This is a genomic window from Pseudomonas uvaldensis (genome assembly GCF_021271205.1).
GTDB lineage: Bacteria > Pseudomonadota > Gammaproteobacteria > Pseudomonadales > Pseudomonadaceae > Aquipseudomonas > Aquipseudomonas uvaldensis.
This window is the reverse complement of sequence record NZ_JAIWKS010000003.1, coordinates 384,410-410,768: the sequence shown is the minus strand read 5'-3', so window position 1 is coordinate 410,768 and position 26,359 is coordinate 384,410. Positions and strand designations below refer to the sequence as shown.

The window sequence follows — 26,359 nt, the reverse complement described above, 5'->3', positions numbered from 1 at the left end:
GGATAAAGGTCCGTTTTCGCGAGCAAGCCCGCTCCCACAAGAAGCAATGTGCGCCGAACGATGGTTATACGGCAGCCTGCCGCACCTGATTCTCCAGCTCCACCTTCAATCCCGGCTCCAGCTTGAGCTGCCGTGCCAGTTCATCGAGGTAGGACTTCTCCATGAAGTTTTCCTCGTCCACCAGCATCACGCTGGCGATGTACATCTCGGCGGCGATCTCCGGCGTACTGGCGGCGCGGGCAACGTCAGCAGGGTCCAGGGGTTTGTTGAGTTCGGCATGCAGCCAGCGCTGCAATTCCTGATCGTTGTCGAGCTTGGTGAACTCGCCCTCGATCAGCTGCCGCTCACGCTCGTCCACGTGGCCGTCGGCCTTGGCCGCCGCCACCAGTGCCTTGAGAATCGCCTGGCTATGCAGCTCGACCTGCGCCGGGGGCACCCGGTCCAGCGTCTGGGGTTCGGTTTTCATGACACCGCCCTGCTGGGCCTGCCAATTGCCATACGCCTTGTAGGCGATCACGCCCAGGGCCGCCAGACCACCATAGGCCAGGGCCTTGCCACCAAAATTGCGCGCTTTCTTGTTGCCCAGCAACAAGCCCATGGCCCCGGCCGCGAGGGTTCCACCCCCTGCGCCGGAAAGCAGGCTTCCCAGGTTGCCGCCCCCGAGCAACCCGCCCAGGCCACCGGACGACTTGCCCTGGGAACCGCCAGCCTTTTTTTCCAACATTTCCTGACCGGACTTGAGTAGCTGGTCGAGCAATCCACGAGTGTTCATTTGCTGCCTCCACGCATTCGGGGTAACCGGATCATTAAGGCCATCAGCCTAGACCGAAAGTGCCCCTGCACCTCGACTGACATTGCTTCGGAATGTTGCCTGCCTGATCGCCTTCCATTGAAAAAAACGATATACACTTCAACCCATCGATAAAACCGCCCCACAGGGTGCTTTCCATGATGACGTTGCGCCAGATTCGCCATTTCATCGCCGTGGCCGAAACCGGCTCGATCTCCTCCGCCGCACAGACAGCGTTCATCTCGCAATCCACCCTGACCCTGGCTATCCAGCAATTGGAACAAGAGCTCGGCGTCGGCCTGTTCAATCGCCACGCAAAAGGCATGACCCTGACTCACCAAGGGCATCAATTCCTGCGCCAGGCCCATTTGATCCTGGCCACTGTCGATAACGCCAAGCGCAGCCTGCAGCACAGCACCGACCAGGTGGCCGGTCACATCACCATCGGGGTTACCAGCCTGGTCGCCGGCTATTACCTGGCGGATTTGCTGACCCGTTTCCAGCGCGCCTACCCCAACGTGGACATCCGGGTGATGGAGGACGAACGGCGCTATATCGAGCATCTGCTGGTCAGCGGTGAAATCGATGTCGGGGTGCTGATCCTGTCCAACCTTGAAGACCGTCACGCCTTGCAGACCGAGGTGCTGACCCATTCACCCCACCGCTTATGGCTACCGGCACAACATCCGCTGCTGGAACACGACAGCATCAACCTGACCGATGTCGCCCGCGAACCGCTGATCGAACTGAACGTCGACGAGATGGACCGCAACGCCCAGCGCCTGTGGCGCGGCGTCGGGTTGCAGCCGAAAATCACGCTGCGCACCGCCTCGACCGAAGCGGTGCGCAGCCTGGTCGCGGCGGGGCTGGGCGTGTCGATCCAGCCGGACATGACTTACCGCCCGTGGTCACTGGAAGGCGACATCATCGAGGCCCGTGCCATTGCCGATCTCAACCAGACCCTGGACGTGGGCCTGGCCTGGCGCCGGGGTACGGCGCGACCGGCCATGGTCGAGCCGTTTCTGACCGTTGCGCGAGAGAACCCCCATGGGGGGCGCAAGCCATCGATTTAATAGAATGCCTCCTTGAGTATTTAGAATTTGTCGGTATTGACGCCGCGCACTAGTCTTGCTTCATTCCCGAGGCCGTCTGGAAAACGAGAAAGCGAACATGACTGGCATGCCCCCTGCGTTGTGTACCGCGCTGTTGATCGACGGGGAACTGGTCGCAGGCCAGGGCTTCGTCGAGCCGATCCTCAACCCGGCGACCGGCGAGATCCTGGCCCACATCGCTGAAGCCAGCACCGAACAGGTCGAAGCTGCCATCCTGGCCGCCCACCGCGCCGCTGACGGATGGGCGCGCACCACGCCACAACAACGTGCCAGCCTGCTGCTGGACATTGCCGGCGCCATTGAAAGGAACGCCGATCAACTGGCCCGTCTCGAATCCCTGAACTGTGGCAAGCCGCTTCATCTGGCCCGACAGGACGACCTGGGTGCCACGGTGGACGTATTTCGTTTCTTCGCCGGCGCCGTGCGCTGTCAGACCGGCCAGCTCAGCGGCGAGTACCTGCCTGGCTACACCAGCATGGTGCGCCGCGACCCGATTGGCGTGGTGGCGTCCATCGCACCGTGGAATTACCCGATCATGATGGCCGCGTGGAAAATCGCCCCGGCCCTGGCCGCCGGCAACACCCTGGTATTCAAGCCATCGGAACACACACCGCTGTCGATCCTGAGCCTGGCGCCGGTACTGGCCGAGATCCTCCCACGGGGCGTGATCAACATCATCTGCGGAGGCGGCGAAGGTGTGGGCAGCCATCTGGTCAGCCATCCCAAGGTGCGCATGGTCTCGCTGACCGGGGATATCGTCACCGGGCAGAAAATTCTTCAGGCGGCGGCCAGGACCCTCAAGCGCACGCACCTGGAACTGGGCGGCAAGGCGCCCGTGATCGTGTGCAACGACGCCGACCTCCAGGCCGTGGTCGAAGGCGTGCGCACCTACGGCTATTACAATGCCGGGCAGGATTGCACCGCTGCCTGTCGGATCTATGCCCAGGACGGCATCCACGATCGGCTGGTGGCCGAACTTGGCGCAGCGGTCAGCAGCCTGCGCTTCGCCGGCAAACGCGATGCCGATAACGAAATCGGCCCGCTGATCAGCACCCGCCAGCGCGACCGCGTCGCCAGTTTCGTCGAGCGTGCCCTCGGCCAACCGCATATCGAGCGCATCACTGGCGCGGCAGCGCATTCGGGGGCGGGCTTCTTCTACCAACCCACACTGCTGGCCGGCTGCAAGCAAAGCGACGAAATCGTCCAACGCGAAGTATTCGGCCCGGTCGTCACCGTGACCCGTTTCGACGAACTCAGTCAGGCGGTGGACTGGGCCAATGACTCGGAATACGGCCTGGCCTCCTCGGTATGGACGCAGAACCTGGACAAGGCGATGCAAGTCGCGGCAAGGCTGCAATACGGCTGCACCTGGATCAACAGTCATTTCATGCTGGTCAGCGAAATGCCCCACGGCGGCCTCAAGCGCTCGGGCTATGGGAAAGACCTATCCAGTGATTCGCTCCAGGATTACAGCGTCGTTCGCCACATCATGGCCCGCCACGGCCAGCATTTGTAGTGATCGGCACTACTCTAATAACAGGCCTTCAATGGCGCTTCACCCGTTGAAACACTGCCCCGATCATAATTAAAGCAAGAGGGATTTCCATGTACGCGCACAAGACCGTATTGCTCAGCGCAATCACCACGGCGCTGCTGACCAGCGTCGCCCTCCAGGCCGCCGAGCTGCCCAAGGCTGTTGGCGCTGGCGAAGGCCAACTGGATATCGTCGCCTGGCCGGGGTACATCGAACGCGGCGAAAGCGACAAGGCCTACGACTGGGTGACCGGTTTCGAGAAGGAAACCGGCTGCAAGGTCAATGTGAAAACAGCCGCCACGTCCGATGAAATGGTCAGTCTGATGAGCAAGGGCGGCTACGACCTGGTCACCGCTTCCGGCGATGCCTCGCTGCGTCTGATTGCCGGCAAACGCGTGCAACCGATCAATACGGCGCTGATTTCCAACTGGAAGAACCTCGACCCACGCCTCAAGGATGCGCCATGGTACGTGGTCGACCAACAGACCTACGGCACCCCGTACCAGTGGGGGCCGAACGTGCTGATGTACAACACCGACGTGTTCAAGCAACCGCCCACCAGCTGGAGCGTGCTGTTCAGCGCCCAGGACCTGCCGGACGGCAAGCCGAACAAAGGTCGCGTACAAGCCTACGATGGCCCGATCTACATCGCTGACGCGGCGCTGTACCTCAAGACCGCCAAGCCCGAGCTGGGCATCAAGGACCCGTACCAACTCGACGAAGCGCAATACAAGGCCGTGCTGGAATTGCTGCGGGCCCAGCAACCGTTGATTCACCGCTACTGGCACGACACCACCGTGCAGATGAGCGACTTCAAGAACGAAGGCGTGGTGGCCTCCGGCGCCTGGCCGTATCAGGTCAACGGCCTGATGAACGAGAAACAACCGATCGCCTCGACTATTCCAAAAGAAGGCGCCACCGGCTGGGCCGATACCACAATGCTCCATGCCGACGCCAAGCACCCCAACTGTGCGTACAAGTGGATGGACTGGTCGCTGCAACCGAAAGTCCAGGGCGACGTGGCGGCCTGGTTCGGCTCCCTGCCAGCGGTGCCGGCAGCGTGCACGGGCAATGAACGGCTGGGGGCCGAAGGCTGCAAGACCAACGGCTTCGACCAGTTCGACAAGATCGCCTTCTGGAAAACCCCACAGGCCGAGGGCGGCAAGTACGTGCCCTACAGCCGTTGGACCCAGGACTACATCGCGATCATGGGCGGGCGCTAGCTTCATCAGCCGGCCACAAGAGCGGCGGATGAACGCTGCTCTTGTGGCGAGGGGACGCCATGTTCCCGATCCAAATAGCTCGTGCCCGGCAACCGGGTAATGATTCAACACAAGCCCCGCTTTCTGGAGCACCGCACCATGACACTTGCAGTCCAGTTCACCCAGGTATCCCGTCAGTTCGGCGAGGTGAAAGCCGTCGACCGGGTTTCCATCGACATCCAGGACGGTGAGTTCTTTTCCATGCTGGGCCCTTCCGGCTCGGGCAAGACCACTTGCCTGCGGCTGATCGCCGGTTTCGAACAACCCAGCACCGGTTCGATCCGCATCCATGGCGAAGAAGCCGCCGGGTTGCCGCCCTACCAGCGCGACGTGAACACGGTTTTCCAGGATTACGCCCTGTTCCCCCACATGAACGTACGCGACAACGTCGCCTATGGCCTGAAAGTCAAAGGTGTCGCCAAGGCCGAGCGCATCCAGCGTGCCGAAGAAGCATTGCAGATGGTCGCCCTGGGCGGCTATGGCGAGCGCAAACCGGTACAGCTGTCCGGCGGCCAGCGCCAGCGCGTGGCCCTGGCCCGTGCGTTGGTCAATCGTCCGCGGGTGCTGCTGCTGGACGAACCCCTGGGCGCTCTCGACCTCAAGCTGCGCGAGCAGATGCAGGGCGAATTGAAGAAACTGCAACGCCAGTTGGGCATCACCTTCATTTTCGTCACCCATGACCAGACCGAAGCCTTGTCGATGTCCGACCGCGTGGCGGTGTTCAACAAAGGCCGCATCGAACAGGTCGATACGCCGCGCAACCTGTACATGAAACCGGCGACCACCTTCGTCGCCGAGTTCGTCGGCACCTCCAATGTGATTCGTGGCGAACTGGCCCGGGAACTGAGTGGTTATCCACAACCGTTTTCGATCCGCCCGGAACACGTACGCTTCGCCGAAGGCCCGTTGGCCGGCAATGAAATCGAGGTCCACGGATTGCTCCATGACATCCAGTACCAGGGCAGCGCCACGCGTTATGAGTTGAAACTCGCCAACGGCCAGACTCTGAACCTCAGCCAGGCCAATACCCAATGGACCGACAACGCGGTCCGGCATCAGGCCGGCCAGCCACTGCGTGTTCGCTGGGCCCGTGAAGCGATGGTTGCGCTGCATGACACCGTCGGCGGCGAGGCATGAGATGAATACCCTGACCCTCCACCCGGCGCCCGCTTCCGGTTCGCTGTTGCGACGCTTTTCCAACCTGCTGTACCGACGGCCCAACCTGTACCTGTCGATGCTGCTGATTGCGCCGCTGATCTGGTTCGGCGCGATCTACCTGGGTTCGCTGTTCACCTTGCTGTGGCAGGGCTTCTACACCTTCGATGACTTCACCATGGCGGTCACGCCCGACCTGACCCTGGCGAATTTCACCGCACTGTTCCAGTCCTCGAACCTGGACATCTTGCTTCGTACCCTGGGCATGGCCATCGTCGTGTCCATTGCCAGCGCCATCGTCGCGTTCCCGATTGCCTACTACATGGCGCTCTACACCAGCGGCAAGACCAAGGCATTTTTCTATATCGCGGTGATGCTGCCCATGTGGGCCAGCTACATCGTCAAGGCGTACGCCTGGACGCTGCTGCTGGCCAAGGGTGGCGTGGCGCAGTGGTTCGTCCAGCATCTGGGCCTGGAACCGGTCTTGCAGTTCGTGCTGGGGCTTCCCGGCATCGGCGGCAGCACCTTGTCCACCTCACACCTGGGACGTTTTCTGGTCTTCGTCTACATCTGGCTGCCGTTCATGATTCTGCCCATCCAGGCCTCCCTGGAACGTCTGCCGCCCTCGTTGCTGCAGGCCTCGGCGGATTTGGGCGCCAGGCCGCGCCAGACCTTCATGCAGGTGATCCTGCCCCTGTCGATTCCGGGCATTGCCGCCGGCTCGATCTTCACTTTCTCGCTGACCCTGGGAGACTTCATCGTGCCGCAACTGGTAGGCCCACCGGGCTACTTCATTGGCAGCATGGTCTACGCCCAGCAAGGCGCCATAGGCAACATGCCCATGGCCGCGGCGTTCACCCTCGTGCCCATCGTGTTGATTGCCGTCTACCTGTCTATTGTCAAGCGCCTGGGGGCTTTCGATGCACTCTGACTCATCTCGAGGGCAGGCGTCCCGGGGCCTGCGCGTCGCGGCGTGGGGCGGACTGGTCTTCCTGCACTTTCCGATCCTGATCATTTTCCTCTACGCCTTCAACACCGAGGACGCGGCCTTCAGCTTTCCTCCCAAGGGCCTGACCTTGAAGTGGCTCAATGTCGCCTTCTCGCGCCCGGACGTACTGGAGGCCATCAAGCTGTCGCTGCAGATCGCGGCCATTGCCACGCTGATCGCCATGGTGCTTGGCACATTGGCCTCGGCGGCGCTGTACCGCCGGGACTTCTTCGGCAAGCAAGGGATTTCGCTGATGCTGATCCTGCCGATCGCCCTGCCGGGGATCATCACCGGCATTGCCCTGCTGGCCACCTTCAAGACCTTGGGGATCGAGCCCGGGATGTTCACCATCGTGGTGGGACACGCGACCTTTTGCGTGGTGATCGTCTACAACAACGTCATCGCCCGCCTGCGTCGTACCTCCCACAGCTTGATCGAGGCATCGATGGATCTGGGGGCGGATGGCTGGCAAACCTTTCGCTACATCATCCTGCCCAATCTGGGCTCGGCGTTGCTGGCCGGTGGGATGCTCGCGTTTGCCCTGTCGTTCGACGAAATCATCGTCACCACCTTCACCGCCGGTCATGAACGCACGCTGCCCCTATGGCTGCTCAACCAACTCAGCCGCCCCCGTGACGTGCCAGTGACCAACGTGGTGGCAATGCTGGTAATGCTGGTCACCATGCTTCCCATACTCGGCGCCTACTACCTGACCCGTGGGGGTGAGAGCGTGGCGGGTAGCGGAGGGAAGTAAATACCACTGGGGAAGCAGGCTCCCACCTAGATCACAGACAAGTTTCAGGAGGACAAGAACATGCAAACCAAACTGCTGATCAACGGCCATCTGGTGGCCGGCGAAGGACCCGGCCAGGCGGTGTTTAACCCGGCGCTGGGCCGGGTACTGGTGGAGATCAACGAAGCCAGCGAAGCCCAGGTCGACGCGGCGGTGCGTGCCGCCGACGGGGTGTTCGAAAGCTGGTCACAGGTTTCACCCAAGGATCGCTCCCTGCTGTTGCTCAAACTGGCCGATGCCATCGAAGCCCATGGCGAAGAACTGGCCAAGCTGGAGTCGGACAACTGTGGAAAACCCTTGAATGCCGCCCTCAACGATGAGATTCCCGCCATCGCCGACGTTTTCCGCTTCTTTGCCGGCGCCAGCCGCTGCATGAATGGCTCGGCGGGGGGCGAGTACCTGCCGGGGCACACCTCGATGATCCGTCGCGACCCGGTGGGCGTCATCGCCTCCATTGCGCCTTGGAACTACCCGTTGATGATGGTCGCCTGGAAAATCGCTCCGGCCCTGGCCGCTGGTAATACCGTGGTACTCAAACCGTCGGAACAAACCCCACTGACGGCGTTGCGCCTGGCGGAACTGGCGTCGCAGATTTTCCCCGCCGGCGTGCTCAACGTGGTATTCGGCCGTGGGCAAACCGTCGGCCAGCCGCTGGTCACTCATCCAAAAGTCCGCATGGTCTCGCTGACCGGTTCCATCGCCACCGGCTCGCACATCATTTCCAGCACAGCCGACAGCGTCAAACGCACACACATGGAACTGGGCGGCAAGGCCCCGGTGATCATCTTCGACGACGCCGACATCGATGCGGCGGTGGAAGGCATTCGCACCTTCGGCTTCTACAACGCCGGCCAGGACTGCACGGCGGCCTGCCGGATCTATGCCCAGCAAGGCATCTACGAAAAATTTGTCGAGAAACTCGGCGCGGCGGTCGCCAGCATCAAATATGGGCTGCAGACCGCGCCAGACACCGAGATGGGCCCACTGATCACCGCCCAGCACCGCGACCGCGTGACCGGCTTCGTCGAGCGGGCCATCGCCCAATCGCACATCCGTCTGGTTACCGGCGGCAAGGCCGTGGACGGCAATGGGTTCTTCTTCGAGCCGACGGTACTGGCCGATGCCCAGCAGGACGACGAGATCGTGCGCCGGGAAGTCTTCGGTCCAGTGGTATCCGTCACACCGTTCCTGGACGAAGCGCAAGTGCTGACCTGGGCCAACGATTCGGACTACGGCCTGGCTTCATCGGTCTGGACCGCCGACATCGGTCGCGCCCATCGCCTGTCGGCGCGGCTGCAATACGGCTGCACCTGGGTGAATACCCACTTCATGCTCGTCAGCGAAATGCCCCATGGCGGTCAGAAACGTTCCGGCTATGGCAAGGACATGTCCATGTACGGACTCGAGGACTACACGGTGGTGCGGCATGTGATGTTCAAGCATTGAAGCGCAATGCAATTGCAACCACGACCAGACGATAAAATCTGGTCGTGTGCTGGTATTTCAAAACCTCGAAACACTCCTCATCGCGTCCAGCAGACAACGCATCGCGATCCTGTCGTTCTCCGACAGTTCGCGATAGCGTTCCACCAGTCGCAATTCCTCCAGGCTCAGCCGCCGTGGTCGACGTCCATTCTGCAAACAGGGAAAGAGCCCCAGCATTTCGACAATGCCCTTCATTTTTGTCATGAACCTTGTCCTTCTCACGTCGGGTTGGATGCTCCGAATCCTGGTAGCGCCTTTTTTGGATTGACGGGCTGAACCGTCTTCATGGCCTAAGCATAGGGATGATTCACATCGAGAAAAGTGATTTTTAGAGTAATTAGTCAAAAATGGCAGATAGGCCCGATAAAAAAGAAATATCTGTAAGAAAATTTAACCAATCCACGCTTTCCTCTCTCACCCCGCCCCACGTATCCCCTATGATTTTGCGCCCCAGTGAACCGATGCGGTTCTCAGGCATCTGTTCTTACGTTTGTCGCGTTTGGCCAAAGGCATGTCCGAACTCCTTTACCAGTCCCTGTTGCCAGGTACGGCTCGGGAATATTTCGAGAAAGGTTGTATTTATGCATCGCAGGAACCTGCTCAAGGCCTCCATGGCTTTTGCCGCCTACACCGGACTTTCCGCTTCCGGGCTCATGGCCGCCCGTGCCTGGGCCGCTGACCAGACGGCAGACGGCGAAGCCCGCCCCTTCGATTTCAAGGGGCTGAAAGACCAGGCGAAGCGGCTGGCTGAGCGTCGCTACGTCGACACCAAGCAAGTGTTACCCGAGACATTGGCGCTGATGTCGCCATTGCAGTTCAATGCCATCCGCTACGACGCCAATCATTCACTGTGGAACAAGGTGGAAGGTCGTCAACTGGACGTGCAGTTTTTCCACGTGGGCATGGGGTTCAAGCAGCCGGTGCGCATGTACAGCGTCGACCCGAAAACCCGCCTGGCCCGCGAAGTGCACTTCCGCCCGGAGCTGTTCAACTACGAGAAAACCACGGTCAACACCTCGCAACTGAAAGGTGACCTGGGATTCGCGGGGTTCCGTGCGTTCAAGGCTCCAGAGCTGGACCGCCACGACATTGTGTCGTTCCTGGGCGCCAGTTACTTCCGCGCCGTGGATGCCACGGGGCAGTACGGGCTCTCGGCCCGTGGCCTGGCGATCGACACTTACGCCAAGCGTCGCGAGGAGTTCCCGGACTTCACCCAGTTCTGGTTCGAAACCCCGGACAAGAACAGCACCCGTTTCGTGGTCTATGCCCTGCTCGACTCCCCCAGCGCCACGGGTGCCTATCGGTTCGACATCGATTGCCAGCCGACCCGGGTGGTCATGGAGATCGATGCCCACATCAACGCCCGTACCGCCATCGAGCAACTGGGCATCGCACCGATGACCAGTATGTTCAGCTGCGGCACCGTCGAGCGGCGCATGTGCGACACCATCCACCCGCAGATTCACGACTCTGACCGACTGGCCATGTGGCGCGGCAATGGCGAGTGGGTCTGCCGCCCCCTGAACAATCCCGCCACCCTGCAGTTCAACGCCTTCGCCGACAAGAACCCGAAAGGTTTCGGCCTGGTGCAGACCGACCACAGCTTCGAGAGCTACCAGGACACCGTGGACTGGTACAGCAAGCGCCCGAGCCTGTGGGTCGAGCCTACAACCGCTTGGGGCGAAGGCTCTGTCGATCTGCTGGAAATTCCTACGACCGGCGAAACCCTGGATAACATCGTCGCCTTCTGGACACCGAAGAAACCAGTGGCCGCCGGTGACTCGCTGAACTACGGCTACAAACTCTACTGGAGCGCCCTGCCGCCGGTGAGCACCCACCTGGCGCAGGTCCATGCGACGCGTTCGGGCATGGGCGGCTTCATCGAGGGCTGGGCTCCGGGCGAGCATTACCCCACCGTCTGGGCCCGCCGTTTTGCCGTGGACTTCAACGGCGGCGGAATCGACCAGCTACCGCCGGGTACCGGCATCGAACCCGTGGTGACCTGCTCCCACGGCGAGGTAAAGGACTTCAACGTGTTAGTGCTCGATGCCATCAAGGGCTATCGCATTACCTTCGACTGGTACCCCACTGACGACCGCGTGGATCCGGTGGAAATGCGCCTGTTCCTTCGCACCAAGGACCGGACCCTGAGCGAGACCTGGTTGTATCAGTACTTCCCGCCGGCGCCGGATAAACGCAAGTATCCCTGAACATAGTTCGGGTGTCGGGGCTGGCCCGATAAACAACAAGCCCCGGCCAGAACGACCGGGGATTGTTGTTTATCGGCATTCAGTCCCGAAGATCCGACTCATGGATCGGCTGGTCCCGGTGCGTCGCCCGTTGGTACTGCGCCGGCCAGACGGCCTTGCGCCCGCCCAGGTCATCATCGGCATGCAGCGCCCAATACGGATCGCGTAACAATTCACGGGCCAGGAAGATGATATCGGCCTGACAGGTCCGCAGGATGTGCTCGGCCTGGGCCGGCTCGGTGATCATGCCTACAGTGCCGGTGGCGATTTCCGATTCCTTGCGCACCCGTTCAGCGAAACGGGTCTGGTAACCCGGACCGGTCGGGATTTCCGCGTTCGCCGCGGTGCCGCCCGATGACACGTCGATCAAGTCAACCCCCAATGCCCTGAACCGGCGCGCCAGCTCGACGGTTTCGTCGGGGTTCCAGCCGTCCTCGACCCAGTCGGTAGCCGATACGCGCACGAACACCGGCAGCTCCTGTGGCCAGACGGCCCTGACCGCCTCGGTGACTTGCAGCACCAGCCGGATACGGTTTTCGAACGAACCGCCATATTGGTCGCGGCGCTGATTGCTCAACGGCGAAAGGAATTGATGCAACAGGTAACCATGGGCCGCATGGACCTCGACGACTTTGAACCCGGCCGTCAGGGCGCGCCTGGCGGCCGCCACGAACGCCTGGATGATCCCGCTGATCTGCCCCTCATCCAACTGGACCGGCTGGGTGTGTTGCGGGTCGAAGGCAATGGGCGAAGGGCCGACCGGCGTCCAGCCGCCGTCCTCCGGCTTCACGCTGCCATGCTTGCCCAGCCAAGGCCGCCAGGTACTGGCCTTGCGCCCCGCATGGGCCAGTTGAATGCCCGGCACGGAACCCTGGGCGGTGATGAAACGCGTGATGCGTTGCAGGGGTTCGATCTGTTCGTCGTTCCACAACCCCAGATCCTGAGCGGTGATTCGCCCGTCGGCAGTGACGGCGGTGGCTTCGGTGAAGACCAGGCCGGCGCCACCCACGGCACGACTGCCGAGGTGCACCAGATGCCAGTCATTGGCCAGGCCATCGGCGCTCGAATACTGGCACATCGGGGATACCGCGATGCGATTGGGCAGGGTCAATTGGCGTACGGTGTAGGGTTCCAGCAGCAGACTCATGGGGCACCTCTCGAATAAGTGGGCAGGCTCCAGGGTTCTGTTTGAAAAGTCGACGAGTGACAAAGGGTGTTGCACCCGCCCCCGCGGGCAAAGAAATGGACAAGACGTCACAACGGCTATCAACCAGTGCTTAGAGCCTAGTCGACAACCGGGGACAAGGCAGGGTTCCTCGCCTGGATTTCTGGAAGACCGCGGGGTGTTCATCGCGGGCACGCCTTGTTCCCAACACCTTGTGCCCGCCGTTCCTCTAGCGCGGCTCGATATGAGCAATCATCAACTGCACCGTTTCCTGACCGCGGAACTCATTGAGGTCGAGCTTGTAGACCAGCTGGACCCAGCGAACGGTCGGGTTGGGCCAGATCTCGCGATCGATGCCAAAGGCAATGCCATCGAGCTTCACCGAGCCGCATTCGCTCTTGAGTACCACTTTCAAATGCCGCTCGCCCACCACCCGCTGTTCGACCAACTGGAACACGCCATGAAACATCGGCTCGGGGAAGTGCTGGCCCCAGGGGCCGGCGTGACGAAGGGCCCGGGCGAGCTCGAGGTGGAATTCTTCCACCGCCAGGGTGCCGTCCGACAACAGGCGCCCGGTCAGGTCCTCTTCCCGCAGTTGCCTGCGCACTTCAGCGTCGAACGCCTCGGCGAACTGTGAGAAATTAGCCTCCGGCAAGGTCAGACCGGCCGCCATGGCATGTCCGCCGTACTTACTGATCAGCGTAGGATGTTGCGCCGCCACGACACTCAAGGCATCGCGGATATGAAACCCCGGCACCGAGCGACCGGACCCCTTCAGCAACCCGTCCCCGGCGTCGGCAAAAGCGATGGTCGGGCGGAAATAGCGCTCTTTCATCCGCGAGGCGAGGATGCCGATGACGCCCTGGTGCCACTGCGGATCGAACAGGCACAAGCCAAACGGCATCGTGTCCACCGGCAGGTCCTTGAGCTGGGCCAATGCCTCACGCTGCATGCCTTGTTCAATGGACTTTCGGTCCTGGTTCATGCCATCCAGTTGCGCGGCCATGTCCCGAGCCAGGGCCGGGTCATCGGTCAGCAGGCATTCGATGCCCAGGCTCATGTCGTCCAGACGTCCGGCCGCGTTCAGACGCGGACCGAGGATAAACCCCAGGTCGGTCGAGGTGATGCGCGAGTGATCGCGGCGGGCCACTTCCAGAATGGCCTTGATACCCGGACGGGCGCGCCCGGCCCGAATGCGTTCCAGACCCTGGTGCACCAGGATCCGGTTATTGGCGTCCAGGGGCACCACGTCAGCGACGCTGCCCAAGGCCACCAGATCCAGCAGCTCGCCGATGTTCGGCTGAGGTTTGCTGGCGTACCACCCCAGGCTGCGCAGACGCGCGCGCAAGGCCATCAGCACATAGAAAATCACTCCGACGCCCGCCAGTGCCTTGCTCGGGAACTCGCAGCCCGGCTGATTAGGATTGACGATGGCATCGGCCGCCGGCAGCTCGGGGCCGGGCAAGTGGTGATCGGTAACCAGCACTTTGAGCCCCGCTGCTTTTGCCGCCGCCACGCCCTCGACGCTGGAAATGCCGTTGTCCACCGTAATCAGCAACTGTGGCTCGCGGGTCAGGGCGACCTGGACGATTTCCGGGGTCAGCCCGTAGCCATATTCGAAGCGATTGGGCACCAGGTAGTCGACATGGGCCGCTCCCAGCAGGCGCAGTCCCAGCAGGCCGACCGAACTGGCCGTCGCGCCGTCGGCGTCAAAGTCACCGACAATCAGGATCCGTTGGCGCTGCTCCAACGCTGTCACCAGCAGATCCACCGCAGCTTCGATGCCTTTGAGCTGCTGAAAGGGGATCAGGCGCGCCAGGCTCTTGTCCAGCTCGGCCTCGGATTGAACGCCCCGCGCCGCGTACAGGCGAGTCAGCAGGGGCGGCAGATCGCCGAGGAACGGCAGGGTATCGGGCAATGGACGGGGTTCTATGCGCATGGGATAGCAGACATTTCTCTATGAGTCGTGGGATGTATTTTGGCAAAGGGATCCGAGTGGGAGCGGGCTTGCTCGCGAAAGCGGTGGATCATATAGCCTCGCATTGACTGACCTGCCGCTTTCGCGAGCAAGCCCGCTCCCACAACAGTTCACTTGATACCGACTTACTGGCTCAACCACGCTCCCCCAGCAGCCACTGCAATTGAACTTCATGCTGGCCACGGTCGTCGGTCACGAAAATCGTCCCCTCGCTGATCATCACATCCCACTTGATCACGCGGGGCATGTCCTGGGCCAGGGTTTCCAATACGTCCTGGGGCACAGCCGCGATGTTGACGTTCTTCAGGGCTTTGACCGCCGGCACCACCTTGCCCTCCCAGACCCGCAGACTGCCGTAAGCCAGCAGGCTGGTGCGTTCGGTACGGCGCGAGCACCAGGTCAGGCGCTCGGCATCGGGCTGGCCCACTTCGATCCAGTGCAGCACACGGTCATCCAGGCTTTTTTCCCACAGGGCGGGTTCATCGACATCCGACAGACCACGGCCAAACGCAAGCAGCTCGTTGTACCAGAAGGCGTAGGCCAACAGGCGCACGGTCATGCGCTCCTCGGTTTCCGAGGGATGACGAGCGATGGTCTGCTTCACATTCTCGTAGACGCCGCGGTCGAGGTCGGTGAGGTTCAGTTCAAACTTATAGGTCGTGGACGGCTGGGCCATGAACGGGCTTCTTGATACAGGGAAAGGCGGCAAGTCTAACCGATGATGCAGGCAATCCACGAATTGCCGATCACTGACCCGCGGTGATAAAACGCTTTATCCGTTCTGCCTTTGTCCTACAGGATTGCCTATGTCGCTCACTGCCAAACCCCTTGCCGGCGTCAAAGTCATCGAACTCGGCACCCTGATCGCCGGGCCTTTCGCCTCGCGAATCTGCGCCGAATTCGGGGCAGAAGTGATCAAGGTCGAATCGCCCGACGGCGGCGACCCACTGCGCAAGTGGCGCAAGCTGTATGAAGGCACGTCCTTGTGGTGGTTCGTCCAGGCCCGCAACAAGAAATCCCTGACCCTGAACCTCAAGCACCCCGACGGCCTGGACATCCTGAAAAAGCTGATCGGCGACGCCGATATCCTGATCGAGAACTTTCGCCCCGGGGTGCTGGAAAAGCTGGGCCTGGGCTGGGACATGTTGCATGCGCTGAATCCGAAACTGGTGATGGTTCGCCTGTCGGGCTTTGGCCAGACCGGCCCGATGAAGGATCAACCGGGATTCGGTGCGGTGGGCGAGTCCATGGGGGGCCTGCGCTACATCACTGGATTCGAGGATCGCCCGCCGGTGCGCACCGGGATATCCATCGGTGACTCCATCGCGGCCCTCTGGGGAGTGATCGGCGCGCTGATGGCCCTTCGTCATCGAGAAGTGAACGGCGGCACCGGGCAAGTGGTGGACGTGGCCTTGTACGAGGCGATCTTCGCCATGATGGAAAGTATGGTGCCGGAGTTCGACGTGTTCGGCTTCATCCGCGAGCGCACCGGCAACATCATGCCCGGCATCACCCCGTCGTCCATTCATACCAGCGCCGACGGCAAACACGTGCAGATCGGCGCCAATGGCGACGCGATTTTCAAGCGCTTCATGCAGATTATCGGGCGTGACGATCTGGCCAACGATCCACAACTGGCCAGCAACGACGGTCGGGACAGTCGCCGCGACGAGCTGTACGGGGTGATCGATCGTTGGGTCAACTCACTGCCCCTCGACAGCGTTATGGAACAGTTGAACCGGGCCGAGGTGCCCGCCAGCCGCATTTTCAGCGCCGAAGATATGTTCAGCGACCCGCAATTCCTGGCCCGGGAAATGTTCTTGCAGGCCCGGCTGCCGGATGGCAAGCCGTTCAAGATGCCAGGCATCGTACCGAAGCTCTCCGACACGCCGGGCACGTCCGAATGGGTCGGCCCGTCACTGGGCGAACACAACGCCCAGGTGCTCGGCGAGCTGGGCTACGATGCGCAGCAGATCACCCGCCTGCGTGCCGAGGGGGCCATTTAGAAAAAACGGACAAAAAGAAACCCCGAGAAGTGGGGAGACAACTCGGGGTTAAACGAGACCATCTTGTGGTCCGTGCAACAAGCGACAAGCACCGGAGCACAATGCTTGATCTTGCTGGTAAAGAGTCTGACTCATCAAGACGTAGGAAGGTTCCCACGACCTGCCATTCAATTCGCGGCGGCCATGACCTTGTCGCGAGCCAGGTTACGCAGTGCCGCGGTCACACAGGGCTCCAGGCGTCCCTCGGCAATCAGCACATCACGATGCAGGCCATCGACGACATCCGTCAGTTGACGCTTGTCGGTCAATTGCGCCTGATTGAACATCCGTTCAACCATGATGCCCCCGGAGGCGTTCCTGAGCGTCACCAGGCATTCGCCCCTGGCGCCGGAAGGCGTCAGCGTGACCTGATACGGGCTCAAGGCCTCACCCAGCAATAGGCTGATACTTTCCATTCGATCACCCTTCAATAGTCCGAAAACAACTGCATGTGCACAGTAAGTGACCGTGAGCCGCAGCAGAAAGTTCTTCAGCGCACCGAAACGGCTCGCTTCCGACCTGTCCGATCGAGCATGCGCGTGCAATATGACAGGCAAATAACTGCCTTCGGTGTAAGGCGACACTTGTCGTGCCGCCGCGTTTTCATTCAGAACGATGCCAACGCCGCCCCGCATCGCTCCAGCCACCCAGCAGACCTCGCAACTGCCCATCGGCGCCGTAAAAGGGTACCGACCAATGGTAGGTATTGCACAGTCGGCCATTGAACAGCAGTTGCCGGTCGATGAACCGTGACTGGCCGGTTCGCAGCTGCTGCATCATTTCTCCATGCAGCAACTCGGCAGTGGCCGGTGGGAACGCCGCTGAGTCCACCAGGCGCGTACCTCGCAGCTTTTCGAAGCGGATCGCGAAATGCTCTTCGTAACTCTTGTTGCACATCAGCAGGCGCCCCTCCAGATCACGGATGAAAATCGGGTCGGGAATGGCATCCATCAACGCCCGCTGAAGCATCAACTGGTCGTTGAGGACGGTCTCGGCCTTGAGGCGCTGGTCAATCTGCATCTGCAGACGCCGGTTCCATAGCAACGACAACAGACCGAACACAGCGATCACCACCACGCACCAATACCCCCAGCGAGACACGCGTAGCCACAGCGATGGCGCCTGGCCAGGCAGGACGCCTGCCATCCATTTGGTGCGCAGGGCACGCATTTCTTCGGCGGGGAACGCCTCCAGGGCCTTGTTCAGAATACCCAACAGGGGCAGCAGATCCTGACGGACAGCCAGGTAATCCGGTTCCCACTTACCATCCAGACTGTTTCCCACCTTTAACTGCCCGGCCGGATATAAATGGACCCCGGTTTCGTTTTCGATGGTGGCGTGGGCCTCGCCGCTTTCCACCAGCGCCCTCGCCTCCCCGTAAGTCTTGACCGTGTGCAGTTCAATCGTGGGGTATTCGCGCCTGATTTCCGCCTCCAATGCATGACGGGCCGGCAGTGCCAGCACCTTCCCTTCGAGCTGTTCCAGCGAATGAAGCTCGGAGTCCCCGTCACGTCCCACCAATACCCAGCCAGAACCACCAAATGCGTGACTGAAATTCAGAAAGTCCCGACGCTCGTCATTCATCGCCATGGTGGTGGTCATATCGGCTTCGCGCCGCTCCAGCATCGCCAGCAACTGGTCTGGAGAGAATGATTCGCGGTGTACGAATTCGAGTCCGGTCATGTTCGCGATCCGCTGGAGAATGTCGTGGTTCAATCCGCTCCACTGCCCCATTTCATTTTTGAACAGGTACAACGGAAACTGCATCGAAGCCACGACGACCCTGGGGTTCTCCTCGATCCACTTCAGTTCCTGTGTGTTCAGCGCCAGCCGCTCGCCGGCATTGGACGGCCGTGATTCGAGGGCCGCCAGTTGCGCCGTGCTCGCCAACGTCATCCAGCACGTCAGGGCCAGACCTGTCATCCAGCTCAGCGCTGGTTTGCATTTGATAAAAAACAACATCTGCCTTTCCTTCGAGATGGCTCGCCCCGTCCCTCCAAGGGGCGAAAACCCGATCAGTTTGGCATGCAGAAACAAGAAAGCCCGTCAGGAGACGGGCTTCAAAATGTGACAGGTTTCAGCGGTCAGAGTGGCTTGCCACGGTTGCCATGCTGGCTGACAAAGGCCTGCACGGCTTTCAAGTCGTTAGGCAGCACGGTGCAGCGCTCTTCTCGCTCAAACAAATCAGAAAGATGTGCAGGTAGTTCAAGCGCTTTTCCTACGCCTGCTTTCTCCACCGCGTCCGGGAACTTGACCGGGTGAGCGGTGCCCAGCACCACCATCGGAATGTCCAGGCTGCGACGGCACTCGCGGGCAGCCTTCACGCCGATGGCCGTGTGCGGATCGAGCAGTTCGCCGGATTGCTCGAATACCTCGGCGATGGTTTCGCAGGTCTGCGCGTCATCCACGGCCAGGGAGTCGAACAGCTTGCGGGCCTCAGTCCAGCGCTCGGGCTCGACGCTGAAGCCGCCGCCCTGCCTGAAGCTGTCCATGAGGCCGGCAATCGCCGCACCGTTGCGTCCATGCAGGTCGAACAGCAGGCGTTCGAAGTTCGACGACACCATGATGTCCATGGACGGCGACAGCGTGGCGTGCAAGGTTTCCTTGACGTACTGGTTACCGCTCATGAAGCGGTGCAGGATATCGTTGCGGTTGGTGGCGACGATCAGTTGATTGATCGGCAGGCCCATGTTGCGAGCCAGGTAGCCGGCGAAAATATCACCGAAGTTGCCGGTAGGCACCGAGAACGAAACCGAACGAGCCGGGCCGCCCAGTTGCAGGGCCGCATGGAAGTAGTAGACGATCTGGGCCATGATCCGCGCCCAGTTGATCGAGTTCACCGCCACCAGGCGTGTGCCCTTGAGGAAGCCCTGGTCGGCGAAACTGGCCTTGACCATCTCTTGGCAGTCGTCGAAATTACCTTCGATGGCGATGTTGTGGATGTTTTCGCCGAAGATCGTTGTCATCTGACGACGCTGGACTTCCGAAACCCGGTTGTGCGGGTGCAGGATGAAGATATCGACGTTCTCGCACCGCTTGCAGCCTTCGATGGCGGCCGAACCGGTGTCGCCAGAGGTTGCGCCGATAATCACCACACGCTCGCCACGCTTTTGCAGCACATAGTCCAGCAGGCGACCGAGCAGTTGCAGGGCGAAATCCTTGAACGCCAGGGTCGGACCGTGGAACAGTTCCATCACCCATTCGTTACCGTTGAGCTGACGCAACGGCGCAATGGCGTTATGGGAAAAGACGCCATAGGTTTCTTCCAGGATTTTCTTGAAATCGGCATCAGGGATGCTGCCGGCGACGAACGGGCGCATGACCCGGAAGGCCAGTTCGTGGTACGGCAGGCCCGCCCAGGAAGCGATTTCCTCCTGGGTGAAACGTGGCAGGTTTTCCGGCACATAGAGGCCGCCGTCCGTGGCCAGGCCGGCCAGCAGGACATCTTCGAAATTCAGGGCCGGTGCCTGGCCGCGGGTGCTGATATAGCGCATAAGGGCAAACCTTTGGTTTGAGCTTCGAGCCTCAAGCTGCAAGCTTCAAGTTGAAACCGATCGGCTCTTACTTGCAGCTTGCCGCCTGGGGCTTGCAGCTTTGATTAATTCAGATGCTCAACGCGGATGCGGACCACTGGCCCCACCACGCCCTGGAGTGCTTCCAGCGCAGCGATCGCGTCGTTGATGCGCTGCTCGACCACACGGTGGGTCAACAGAATCATCGGCACCAGGCCGTCGTGCTCCTCGACTTCCTTCTGCATGATCGACTCGATGTTGATACCACGCTCCGAAAGAATACTCGCCACTTGCGCCAATACGCCCGGATGATCCTTGGCCTGGATACGCAAGTAGTAGGAGCTTTCGCACGCTTCTATCGGAAGAATCGGGTGAGCCGACAGCGAGTCTGGCTGGAAGGCCAGGTGTGGCACACGGTTTTCCGGATCCGAGGTCATGGCGCGAACCACGTCCACGAGGTCGGCCACCACCGAAGAAGCGGTCGGTTCCATGCCGGCACCTGCACCGTAAAACAATGTCGAGCCGGACGCATCGCCGTTGACCATCACTGCGTTCATCACGCCGTTGACATTGGCGATCAGGCGGTCGGCCGGGATCAGTGTCGGGTGCACGCGCAGCTCGATGCCGCTGGCGGTGCTGCGCGCCACGCCCAGGTGCTTGATGCGATAGCCCAAGGCTTCGGCATAATTCACGTCGGCGGTGGTCAGCCGGGCGATACCTTCGGTGTAGGCTTTGTCGAACTGCAACGGAATGCCGAACGCGATGGATGCCAGGATCGTCAGTTTGTGCGCCGCGTCGATGCCTTCCACGTCGAATGTCGGGTCCGCCTCTGCGTAGCCCAGAGCCTGGGCTTCGGCGAGTACGTCCTCGAAGGTGCGCCCCTTCTCGCGCATCTCGGTGAGGATAAAGTTACCGGTGCCGTTGATGATGCCGGCAACCCAGTTGATCCGGTTGGCCGAGAGGCCTTCGCGGATCGCCTTGATGACCGGAATACCACCGGCCACGGCGGCTTCGAAAGCTACAATTACGCCTTTCTCGCGAGCCTTGGCGAAAATTTCATTACCGTGAACAGCGATAAGCGCCTTATTCGCGGTGACCACATGCTTGCCATTGTCGATGGCCTTGAGTACCAGCTCGCGGGCAACGGTATAGCCGCCCAACAGCTCTATGACGATGTCGATCTCAGGGTTCGTGGCCACTTCGAAGACATCGTTGGTAATCGCAATACCGGTCGTCTGGAACTGAGGCTTTGGCGTGCGCATGGCAATTTGTGCCACTTGAATCCCACGCCCGGCACGACGAGCAATTTCCTCGGCGTTGCGCTGAAGTACGTTGAAGGTGCCGCCACCGACGGTACCTAACCCACAGATGCCTACTTTGACCGGATTCACTCTTGACTCCCCATGAAACGGCCGACACAAGGTCGGCCGTGAAATACAGCCGCGCAGCTACGCGACTTTGTGTTTAACGGCCCGACGAAGATTTTCGCCGAGCCGTGATCTTCAACAGCGGATCGTTCATGCTCATTTCGCGCCAAGAGCCAGTTTGGCGACTTGTGGCGCCGGCTGGTAGCCCGGAATTACCTGACCGTCGGCCAAAACAATTGCCGGTGTACCGTTCACACCTATTGACTGACCGAGTGCAAACTGCTTGGAGACCGGGTTTTCGCATTTGGCGGACTTGATCTCCTTGCCATCGACCATCTTGTCCATGGCCGCTTTCTTGTCCTTGGAACACCATACCGCCTGCAACTGCTCATCGCCTGGCGACCCCAGGCCCTGGCGCGGAAACGCGACATAGCGCACTTCAATGCCACGCTTGTTCAACTCCGGTACTTCGGCGTGCAGCTTGTGGCAATACGGGCAAGTGGTGTCGGTGAACACGGTGATGTGGGACTTGGTCTCGCCCACTGCCGGATACACCACGGTTTCGGCCACCGGGATGCCGTTGATCAGCTTGGAAATGCCCTGGCGCTCGGTGAGCTCCGTCAGATTGACCGGCTTGCCGTCCTTGAGCTCGAACAGGTTGCCCTGAACGATGTACTGACCGTCGGCGCTGGCGTAGAGCACACGACTGCCCTTGAGCTTGACCTCATACAGGCCGGACATGGGGCTGGCGGAGATGGCTTCGATCGGTACTTCGAGCTCAAGGTTCTCCAGGCTCTTGCGAATAGCCTTGTCGGCCGCATCGTCGGCGATAGCGAAGGTGCTGGCCAGCGCAAGGGCGGCAGCGGTGAACATATGGATCAAGCGCATGAGGACTCCTGAGGCGAACAAATGGGACGGGGGAACGCCAAGGCAAAATCGGGTCCCAGCCGCCCACTGTGCAAACCGCCCAAGCCTACCACATAAGGCTGGCGTGACCGAATGCCGGTGATACAAGGCATTGGCGAGCGCTTTACTGTGGGAGCAACTGTCTTGGGTGATTTATTTAGCCATTCTTTTTCAAGGCAGCAAAAGCTCTCACAGCTCTTGGCGTGCAGATCCTGCAACCGCGCCCGGGCGACACGGGTGTAGATCTGAGTAGTGGACAGGTCGCTATGGCCGAGCAACATCTGCACCATGTGCAGATCGGCGCCGTGGTTGAGCAGGTGCGTGGCGAAGGCATGGCGCAAGGGGTGGGCCGAGAGGGATTTATGGGTCCCCTGCGCGGCCGCCCCATACACGCTGCCAGCGATTGCCGGCGACCAGAGCTATCACGCCGAAGCTCTGCGTCGCTATTGTGATCGCTAACGAAAGCAATGTTACCTTTCGCACTTAACTTCCTATTCGTACTAATTTAAATACCTGATTTGTCGTTCCCTTATAGGGCCAGGCGATAATACGCGTACCAATTCCTGTATTGGAACCACGGACATCCAGAACGCGGCCATTATATTGATTTTTAATAACGTACAAGCCAGAGCCAGCCGTATCAAAATCCCAAAAATGTTGTGGCCGGAAAAGAATTGGGCGTACTGCTGCAAATACATCATACTCATCAGCCACAAAGAGAGATCGCTCCCTTACATTATGTTGATTTGTAATTATGTGTGCGCTGTACTCGGCTTCGTATGTAATACGCCATAAATTCTGAAGTGTATTATTGTCAGGCCATAGAGTGATTATCCGTGGCTCGGCCATACTATTCGTATCCATTTGGATAGTAAGGCCGTGATTTAAATTTGTCGCAATTTTATAAAGCCCCTCTACTGTTACTTTTGCCTCAGGCTTCTGGTCATCGCCGTATTTCCGTTCAGAGGCTTCATCGTTATCCTGAGCGGTTTTATCTCGCATGATAAATCTCCTGAGGTCGTCGTGTGGCAGGGGCCCTCCCCGAGCCACCCTCTCCCGAAGTGGCCCCACGCAGTGTTCAATACCGGGGGAAACATATTTATAGAGCCGTTGCTGAATATTTTTACCAGTCTTGCCGAACCGGTCTACTGTCAGAACTTACAGGCCCATAGATGAATTACGAATAGCGAGATGAGTTCTTGGAATACGGCAACTTCACTTAATAACCGTTTGGTAACCCACCAATTCGACAGAGCGTGTGATCGCCCACTCAAAGTAAGCTTGTGTAACAACAGCTTCAGCCACGCGGATGATGCTTCGCGTGCAGGTCCTGCAGCCGCGCCCGGGCGACATGGGTGTAGATCTGGGTAGTGGACAGGTCGCTATGACCCAACAGCATCTGCACCACCCGCAGGTCGGCACCGTGGTTGAGCAGATGCGTGGCGAAAGCATGACGCAGGGTATGGGGCGAAAGGGACTTGCCGATCCCGGCCACTTTGGCTTGGTGCTTGATACGGTGCCAGAACGTCTGGCGGGTCATCTGCTCGCCGTTACGGCTGGGGAACAAGACATCGCTGGGGCGCCCGGCCAGCAGCTCATTGCGGCCATCACGCAGGTAACGCTCCACCCATACAATCGCCTCTTCACCCATCGGCACCAGGCGCTCCTTGCTGCCCTTGCCCATCACCCGCAGCACCCCCTGGCGCAAGTTGACCTGTTCCAGGGTAAGGCTGACCAGCTCGGTGACCCGCAGGCCACAGGCATATAACACCTCTAGCATGGCCCGATCACGCTGGCCGATGGCTTCGCTGAGATCCGGTGCCGCCAGCAGGGCCTCCACGTCGGCTTCGGACAAGGATTTAGGCAGCGGACGCCCCAATTGCGGCATTTCCACCCGCAGGGTCGGGTCGACCGCGATGAGCTTTTCCCGCAGCAGGTAGCGATAGAACCCACGCAGGCCGGAGAGAAATCGTGCGGTCGAGCGGGGTTTGTAGTTTTGCTCCAGGCGCCACGACAAATGATCGAGGATCAACTCCCGCCCGGCATGGGCCAGCTCCAGGTTTCTTTCCTGCAACCAGCCATTGAACAACGCCAGGTCGCTGCGATAGGCACCTCGGGTGTTATCCGACAAGCCCTTTTCCAGCCAAAGGGCATCGAGAAACTGGTCTATCAGGGGATGATCGATCGCAGGCATAGACACTCATGAAGGACTGGTGGCGCGCACGCACCGGAATGGAAAGCGAAAGTATGCAGGGTGCTCAAAGACCAAACTCCAGGCAACAAAAAAGCAGCCCGCAGGCTGCTTTTTTTGCATCGGACGCTGGACTTAAGCCAGTTTTTCCTTGATGCGTGCTGCTTTACCGGACAGGTCGCGCAGGTAGTACAGCTTGGCTTTACGCACGTCACCGCGACGCTTGACAGCCATGCTGTCGATTTGCGGGCTGTAGGTCTGGAAAGTACGCTCTACACCAACACCGTTGGAGATTTTACGAACGGTGAAAGCACTGTTCACGCCACGGTTGCGCTTGGCGATAACGACGCCTTCGAATGCCTGCAGACGGGAACGGTCACCTTCCTTCACTTTCACCTGGACGACGATGGTGTCGCCTGGGGCAAAGGTAGGGATTTCTTTGGTCATCTGCTCTGCTTCGAGTGCAAGAATGATTTTGTTGGTCATGCTGTGCTCCTAAGGCAAGTCTTTGGACTTACCATCGATACGTTGTGAACTATCGTCCCGCTCGTGGATATATTCCTCGAGCAGCTTCTTCTCTTCTCCAGAAAGCGAGCGGCTTTCCAGAAGATCGGCGCGTCGTTCCCAGGTCCGACCAAGGGACTGCTGTAAACGCCAACGCCGGATGTGCGCGTGGTTGCCACTCAGCAACACGTCGGGAACACGCTGATCCGCATACACCTCCGGTCGGGTGTAATGCGGGCAATCCAGCAGACCATCCGTAAAGGAATCTTCCTCAGCGGAATCCGCATGCCCTAAAGCTCCAGGCAGCAGTCGTGTAACCGCATCGATCAGGACCATCGCCGGCAGCTCGCCGCCAGACAGTACATAGTCACCAATCGACCACTCTTCATCGACATGAGCTTCAATGAAACGCTCGTCAATGCCTTCATAACGACCGGCAATCAGGATCAATGCATCCGAATTCGCCAGTTCGCGTACCGCCGACTGAGTCAGCTGACGGCCTTGGGGCGACAGGTAGATCACCTTCGCACCCTCCCCGGCTGCCGCCCTGGCCTGAACCAGTGCATCTTCCAGGGGCTTGATCTTCATCACCATGCCCGGACCACCGCCAAACGGGCGATCGTCCACAGTGTGATGCCGATCCGTGGTGTAGTCCCGCGGATTCCAACAGGTCAGCTGCAAGAGCTCCTGTTTCACCGCGCGGCTGGTTATGCCGTACTCGCTGATGGCGGAAAACATCTCGGGAAACAGCGTGATGACTTCAACGCGCAAATTAGCCACGTTCAGAAATCCGCATCCCATTCCACCTTCATCTCGCCTGCCTCCAGGTCGACGGCCAACACGCACTGCCCGGTATAGGGCAACAGGCGCTCGCGATCATCCAGGCTGCCGACGCACGGTTTTACCACCATGACATCGTTCGAACCGGTCTCGAGCAGGTGATCGATTTTCCCGAGCAGTTGCCCGAGTTGGTCGATGACCTTCAGACCCACCAGCTGGTACCAGTAGTACTCGCCGTCGGTCAGTTCAGGGAACAGGTTGCGCGGCACGCAGATCTCATAACCGGCCAGAAGACGTGCTTCTTCGCGATCATCGAGACCCTTGAGCTTCGCGACCAGGAACTTGTCGTTCCCGCGTCCGCTGACCAGCTCAACCTGTTTCACGCTGCCTTCGCGCTTGAGCGTCCAGGCCTTGTAGTTCAACAGGTTCTTGATCGGATCAGTAAAGGAATAAACCTTCACTTCGCCGCGAACGCCATGTACAGAATAGATTTTGCCGACAACGATCAGATCATCAGCATCTTTTGGCGTCGCGTTCATATTG

At 60.1% G+C, this 26,359-nt stretch carries 24 protein-coding genes and 1 pseudogene; 9 read left to right on the top strand and 16 right to left on the bottom strand.

The genetic code is table 11. The features are described 5' to 3' along the window. Positions 1 to 64: 64 nt before the first annotated feature. On the bottom strand, positions 65 to 772 hold the full coding sequence (locus tag LCU97_RS08350) for a tellurite resistance TerB family protein (protein ID WP_053152644.1): 708 nt from the start codon (positions 770 to 772) through the stop codon (positions 65 to 67). Positions 773 to 948: 176 nt separating this feature from the next. Between LCU97_RS08350 and LCU97_RS08345 the strand changes: the two genes are divergently transcribed. From LCU97_RS08345 to LCU97_RS08315, 7 genes are all read left to right on the top strand, one after another. Further along, a complete protein-coding gene (locus LCU97_RS08345; RefSeq protein ID WP_053152642.1) occupies positions 949 to 1,863 on the top strand; it encodes a LysR family transcriptional regulator in 915 nt (304 codons plus the stop codon). A gap of 97 nt (positions 1,864 to 1,960) precedes the next feature. Continuing rightward, the gene (locus LCU97_RS08340) at positions 1,961 to 3,418 is read left to right on the top strand and encodes a gamma-aminobutyraldehyde dehydrogenase (protein ID WP_053152639.1); all 1,458 of its coding nucleotides are present in this window, start codon (positions 1,961 to 1,963) and stop codon (positions 3,416 to 3,418) included. A gap of 89 nt (positions 3,419 to 3,507) precedes the next feature. Then, positions 3,508 to 4,659: a putative ABC transporter substrate-binding protein YdcS gene (gene ydcS, locus LCU97_RS08335; protein ID WP_053152637.1), complete on the top strand. Its 1,152-nt coding sequence runs from the start codon at positions 3,508 to 3,510 to the stop codon at positions 4,657 to 4,659. A gap of 138 nt (positions 4,660 to 4,797) precedes the next feature. After that, on the top strand, positions 4,798 to 5,835 hold the full coding sequence (locus LCU97_RS08330; RefSeq protein ID WP_053152635.1) for an ABC transporter ATP-binding protein: 1,038 nt from the start codon (positions 4,798 to 4,800) through the stop codon (positions 5,833 to 5,835). A 1-nt stretch (position 5,836) separates the two neighbouring features. Beyond that, positions 5,837 to 6,784 carry an ABC transporter permease gene (locus tag LCU97_RS08325; RefSeq protein ID WP_232776106.1) on the top strand — a complete coding sequence of 316 codons (948 nt, stop codon included), beginning with the start codon at positions 5,837 to 5,839 and terminating at the stop codon, positions 6,782 to 6,784. Further along, positions 6,774 to 7,595 (top strand): ABC transporter permease, encoded by an 822-nt coding sequence (locus LCU97_RS08320; protein WP_232776105.1) that lies wholly within the window; start codon positions 6,774 to 6,776, stop codon positions 7,593 to 7,595. The genes LCU97_RS08325 and LCU97_RS08320 overlap by 11 nt, the downstream gene beginning before the upstream one ends. A gap of 60 nt (positions 7,596 to 7,655) precedes the next feature. Continuing rightward, positions 7,656 to 9,080 carry a gamma-aminobutyraldehyde dehydrogenase gene (locus LCU97_RS08315; RefSeq protein WP_232776104.1) on the top strand — a complete coding sequence of 475 codons (1,425 nt, stop codon included), beginning with the start codon at positions 7,656 to 7,658 and terminating at the stop codon, positions 9,078 to 9,080. Between the two features lie 57 nt (positions 9,081 to 9,137). Here LCU97_RS08315 and LCU97_RS08310 read toward each other — a convergent pair whose 3' ends face one another. Then, a complete protein-coding gene (locus LCU97_RS08310; RefSeq protein ID WP_053152627.1) occupies positions 9,138 to 9,323 on the bottom strand; it encodes a hypothetical protein in 186 nt (61 codons plus the stop codon). 377 nt (positions 9,324 to 9,700) lie between these two features. On the opposite strand from LCU97_RS08310, the gene LCU97_RS08305 reads away from it, so the two are divergent. Then, the gene (locus LCU97_RS08305; RefSeq protein WP_053152625.1) at positions 9,701 to 11,329 is read left to right on the top strand and encodes a glucan biosynthesis protein D; all 1,629 of its coding nucleotides are present in this window, start codon (positions 9,701 to 9,703) and stop codon (positions 11,327 to 11,329) included. 79 nt (positions 11,330 to 11,408) lie between these two features. Here LCU97_RS08305 and LCU97_RS08300 read toward each other — a convergent pair whose 3' ends face one another. The 3 genes from LCU97_RS08300 to LCU97_RS08290 form a co-directional block, all read right to left on the bottom strand. Then, entirely contained in the window at positions 11,409 to 12,515 is a 1,107-nt protein-coding gene (locus LCU97_RS08300) for an NADH:flavin oxidoreductase/NADH oxidase (protein WP_053152623.1), read from the bottom strand. A 247-nt stretch (positions 12,516 to 12,762) separates the two neighbouring features. Next, positions 12,763 to 14,472, bottom strand: coding sequence for a single-stranded-DNA-specific exonuclease RecJ (gene recJ, locus LCU97_RS08295; RefSeq protein WP_232776103.1), 1,710 nt, complete (start codon positions 14,470 to 14,472; stop codon positions 12,763 to 12,765). A 172-nt stretch (positions 14,473 to 14,644) separates the two neighbouring features. Beyond that, positions 14,645 to 15,187 (bottom strand): YaeQ family protein, encoded by a 543-nt coding sequence (locus LCU97_RS08290; protein ID WP_232776102.1) that lies wholly within the window; start codon positions 15,185 to 15,187, stop codon positions 14,645 to 14,647. Positions 15,188 to 15,317: 130 nt separating this feature from the next. On the opposite strand from LCU97_RS08290, the gene LCU97_RS08285 reads away from it, so the two are divergent. Further along, positions 15,318 to 16,517, top strand: coding sequence for a CaiB/BaiF CoA transferase family protein (locus LCU97_RS08285; RefSeq protein WP_053152617.1), 1,200 nt, complete (start codon positions 15,318 to 15,320; stop codon positions 16,515 to 16,517). 167 nt (positions 16,518 to 16,684) lie between these two features. Here LCU97_RS08285 and LCU97_RS08280 read toward each other — a convergent pair whose 3' ends face one another. The 11 genes and pseudogenes from LCU97_RS08280 to rimM form a co-directional block, all read right to left on the bottom strand. Beyond that, entirely contained in the window at positions 16,685 to 16,972 is a 288-nt protein-coding gene (locus LCU97_RS08280) for a DUF3509 domain-containing protein (RefSeq protein WP_053152615.1), read from the bottom strand. A gap of 187 nt (positions 16,973 to 17,159) precedes the next feature. Then, entirely contained in the window at positions 17,160 to 18,518 is a 1,359-nt protein-coding gene (locus tag LCU97_RS08275; protein WP_232776101.1) for a transporter substrate-binding domain-containing protein, read from the bottom strand. A 122-nt stretch (positions 18,519 to 18,640) separates the two neighbouring features. After that, positions 18,641 to 20,050, bottom strand: coding sequence for a threonine synthase (thrC, locus tag LCU97_RS08270; RefSeq protein WP_053152611.1), 1,410 nt, complete (start codon positions 20,048 to 20,050; stop codon positions 18,641 to 18,643). A gap of 104 nt (positions 20,051 to 20,154) precedes the next feature. Next, positions 20,155 to 21,459, bottom strand: coding sequence for a homoserine dehydrogenase (locus tag LCU97_RS08265; RefSeq protein ID WP_232776100.1), 1,305 nt, complete (start codon positions 21,457 to 21,459; stop codon positions 20,155 to 20,157). Between the two features lie 132 nt (positions 21,460 to 21,591). Next, positions 21,592 to 22,323: a DsbC family protein gene (locus tag LCU97_RS08260; protein WP_053152607.1), complete on the bottom strand. Its 732-nt coding sequence runs from the start codon at positions 22,321 to 22,323 to the stop codon at positions 21,592 to 21,594. Between the two features lie 215 nt (positions 22,324 to 22,538). Further along, positions 22,539 to 22,721: pseudogene (locus LCU97_RS08255) on the bottom strand (tyrosine-type recombinase/integrase); the annotation flags it as partial. Between the two features lie 103 nt (positions 22,722 to 22,824). Then, positions 22,825 to 23,343 carry an RICIN domain-containing protein gene (locus LCU97_RS08250; RefSeq protein WP_232776099.1) on the bottom strand — a complete coding sequence of 173 codons (519 nt, stop codon included), beginning with the start codon at positions 23,341 to 23,343 and terminating at the stop codon, positions 22,825 to 22,827. 295 nt (positions 23,344 to 23,638) lie between these two features. Further along, a complete protein-coding gene (gene xerD, locus LCU97_RS08245; protein WP_053152603.1) occupies positions 23,639 to 24,535 on the bottom strand; it encodes a site-specific tyrosine recombinase XerD in 897 nt (298 codons plus the stop codon). A gap of 132 nt (positions 24,536 to 24,667) precedes the next feature. Then, on the bottom strand, positions 24,668 to 25,018 hold the full coding sequence (rplS, locus tag LCU97_RS08240; protein ID WP_003175895.1) for a 50S ribosomal protein L19: 351 nt from the start codon (positions 25,016 to 25,018) through the stop codon (positions 24,668 to 24,670). A 9-nt stretch (positions 25,019 to 25,027) separates the two neighbouring features. Continuing rightward, a complete protein-coding gene (trmD, locus tag LCU97_RS08235; protein WP_172834632.1) occupies positions 25,028 to 25,837 on the bottom strand; it encodes a tRNA (guanosine(37)-N1)-methyltransferase TrmD in 810 nt (269 codons plus the stop codon). Continuing rightward, the gene (gene rimM / locus LCU97_RS08230; RefSeq protein WP_053152601.1) at positions 25,819 to 26,355 is read right to left on the bottom strand and encodes a ribosome maturation factor RimM; all 537 of its coding nucleotides are present in this window, start codon (positions 26,353 to 26,355) and stop codon (positions 25,819 to 25,821) included. Before rimM ends, trmD begins: the two co-directional genes overlap by 19 nt. Positions 26,356 to 26,359 lie beyond the last annotated feature (4 nt).

Bases quoted from the DNA above. Each gene is read 5' to 3' on its own strand.
- LCU97_RS08350 (WP_053152644.1), bottom strand. From the start codon at position 772: ATGAACACTCGTGGATTGCTCGACCAGCTACTCAAGTCCGGTCAGGAA.
- LCU97_RS08345 (WP_053152642.1), top strand. From the start codon at position 949: ATGATGACGTTGCGCCAGATTCGCCATTTCATCGCCGTGGCCGAAACC.
- LCU97_RS08340 (WP_053152639.1), top strand. From the start codon at position 1,961: ATGACTGGCATGCCCCCTGCGTTGTGTACCGCGCTGTTGATCGACGGG.
- ydcS (WP_053152637.1), top strand. From the start codon at position 3,508: ATGTACGCGCACAAGACCGTATTGCTCAGCGCAATCACCACGGCGCTG.
- LCU97_RS08330 (WP_053152635.1), top strand. From the start codon at position 4,798: ATGACACTTGCAGTCCAGTTCACCCAGGTATCCCGTCAGTTCGGCGAG.
- LCU97_RS08325 (WP_232776106.1), top strand. From the start codon at position 5,837: ATGAATACCCTGACCCTCCACCCGGCGCCCGCTTCCGGTTCGCTGTTG.
- LCU97_RS08320 (WP_232776105.1), top strand. From the start codon at position 6,774: ATGCACTCTGACTCATCTCGAGGGCAGGCGTCCCGGGGCCTGCGCGTC.
- LCU97_RS08315 (WP_232776104.1), top strand. From the start codon at position 7,656: ATGCAAACCAAACTGCTGATCAACGGCCATCTGGTGGCCGGCGAAGGA.
- LCU97_RS08310 (WP_053152627.1), bottom strand. From the start codon at position 9,323: ATGACAAAAATGAAGGGCATTGTCGAAATGCTGGGGCTCTTTCCCTGT.
- LCU97_RS08305 (WP_053152625.1), top strand. From the start codon at position 9,701: ATGCATCGCAGGAACCTGCTCAAGGCCTCCATGGCTTTTGCCGCCTAC.
- LCU97_RS08300 (WP_053152623.1), bottom strand. From the start codon at position 12,515: ATGAGTCTGCTGCTGGAACCCTACACCGTACGCCAATTGACCCTGCCC.
- recJ (WP_232776103.1), bottom strand. From the start codon at position 14,472: ATGCGCATAGAACCCCGTCCATTGCCCGATACCCTGCCGTTCCTCGGC.
- LCU97_RS08290 (WP_232776102.1), bottom strand. From the start codon at position 15,187: ATGGCCCAGCCGTCCACGACCTATAAGTTTGAACTGAACCTCACCGAC.
- LCU97_RS08285 (WP_053152617.1), top strand. From the start codon at position 15,318: ATGTCGCTCACTGCCAAACCCCTTGCCGGCGTCAAAGTCATCGAACTC.
- LCU97_RS08280 (WP_053152615.1), bottom strand. From the start codon at position 16,972: ATGGAAAGTATCAGCCTATTGCTGGGTGAGGCCTTGAGCCCGTATCAG.
- LCU97_RS08275 (WP_232776101.1), bottom strand. From the start codon at position 18,518: ATGTTGTTTTTTATCAAATGCAAACCAGCGCTGAGCTGGATGACAGGT.
- thrC (WP_053152611.1), bottom strand. From the start codon at position 20,050: ATGCGCTATATCAGCACCCGCGGCCAGGCACCGGCCCTGAATTTCGAA.
- LCU97_RS08260 (WP_053152607.1), bottom strand. From the start codon at position 22,323: ATGCGCTTGATCCATATGTTCACCGCTGCCGCCCTTGCGCTGGCCAGC.
- LCU97_RS08250 (WP_232776099.1), bottom strand. From the start codon at position 23,343: ATGCGAGATAAAACCGCTCAGGATAACGATGAAGCCTCTGAACGGAAA.
- xerD (WP_053152603.1), bottom strand. From the start codon at position 24,535: ATGCCTGCGATCGATCATCCCCTGATAGACCAGTTTCTCGATGCCCTT.
- rplS (WP_003175895.1), bottom strand. From the start codon at position 25,018: ATGACCAACAAAATCATTCTTGCACTCGAAGCAGAGCAGATGACCAAA.
- trmD (WP_172834632.1), bottom strand. From the start codon at position 25,837: ATGGGATGCGGATTTCTGAACGTGGCTAATTTGCGCGTTGAAGTCATC.
- rimM (WP_053152601.1), bottom strand. From the start codon at position 26,355: ATGAACGCGACGCCAAAAGATGCTGATGATCTGATCGTTGTCGGCAAA.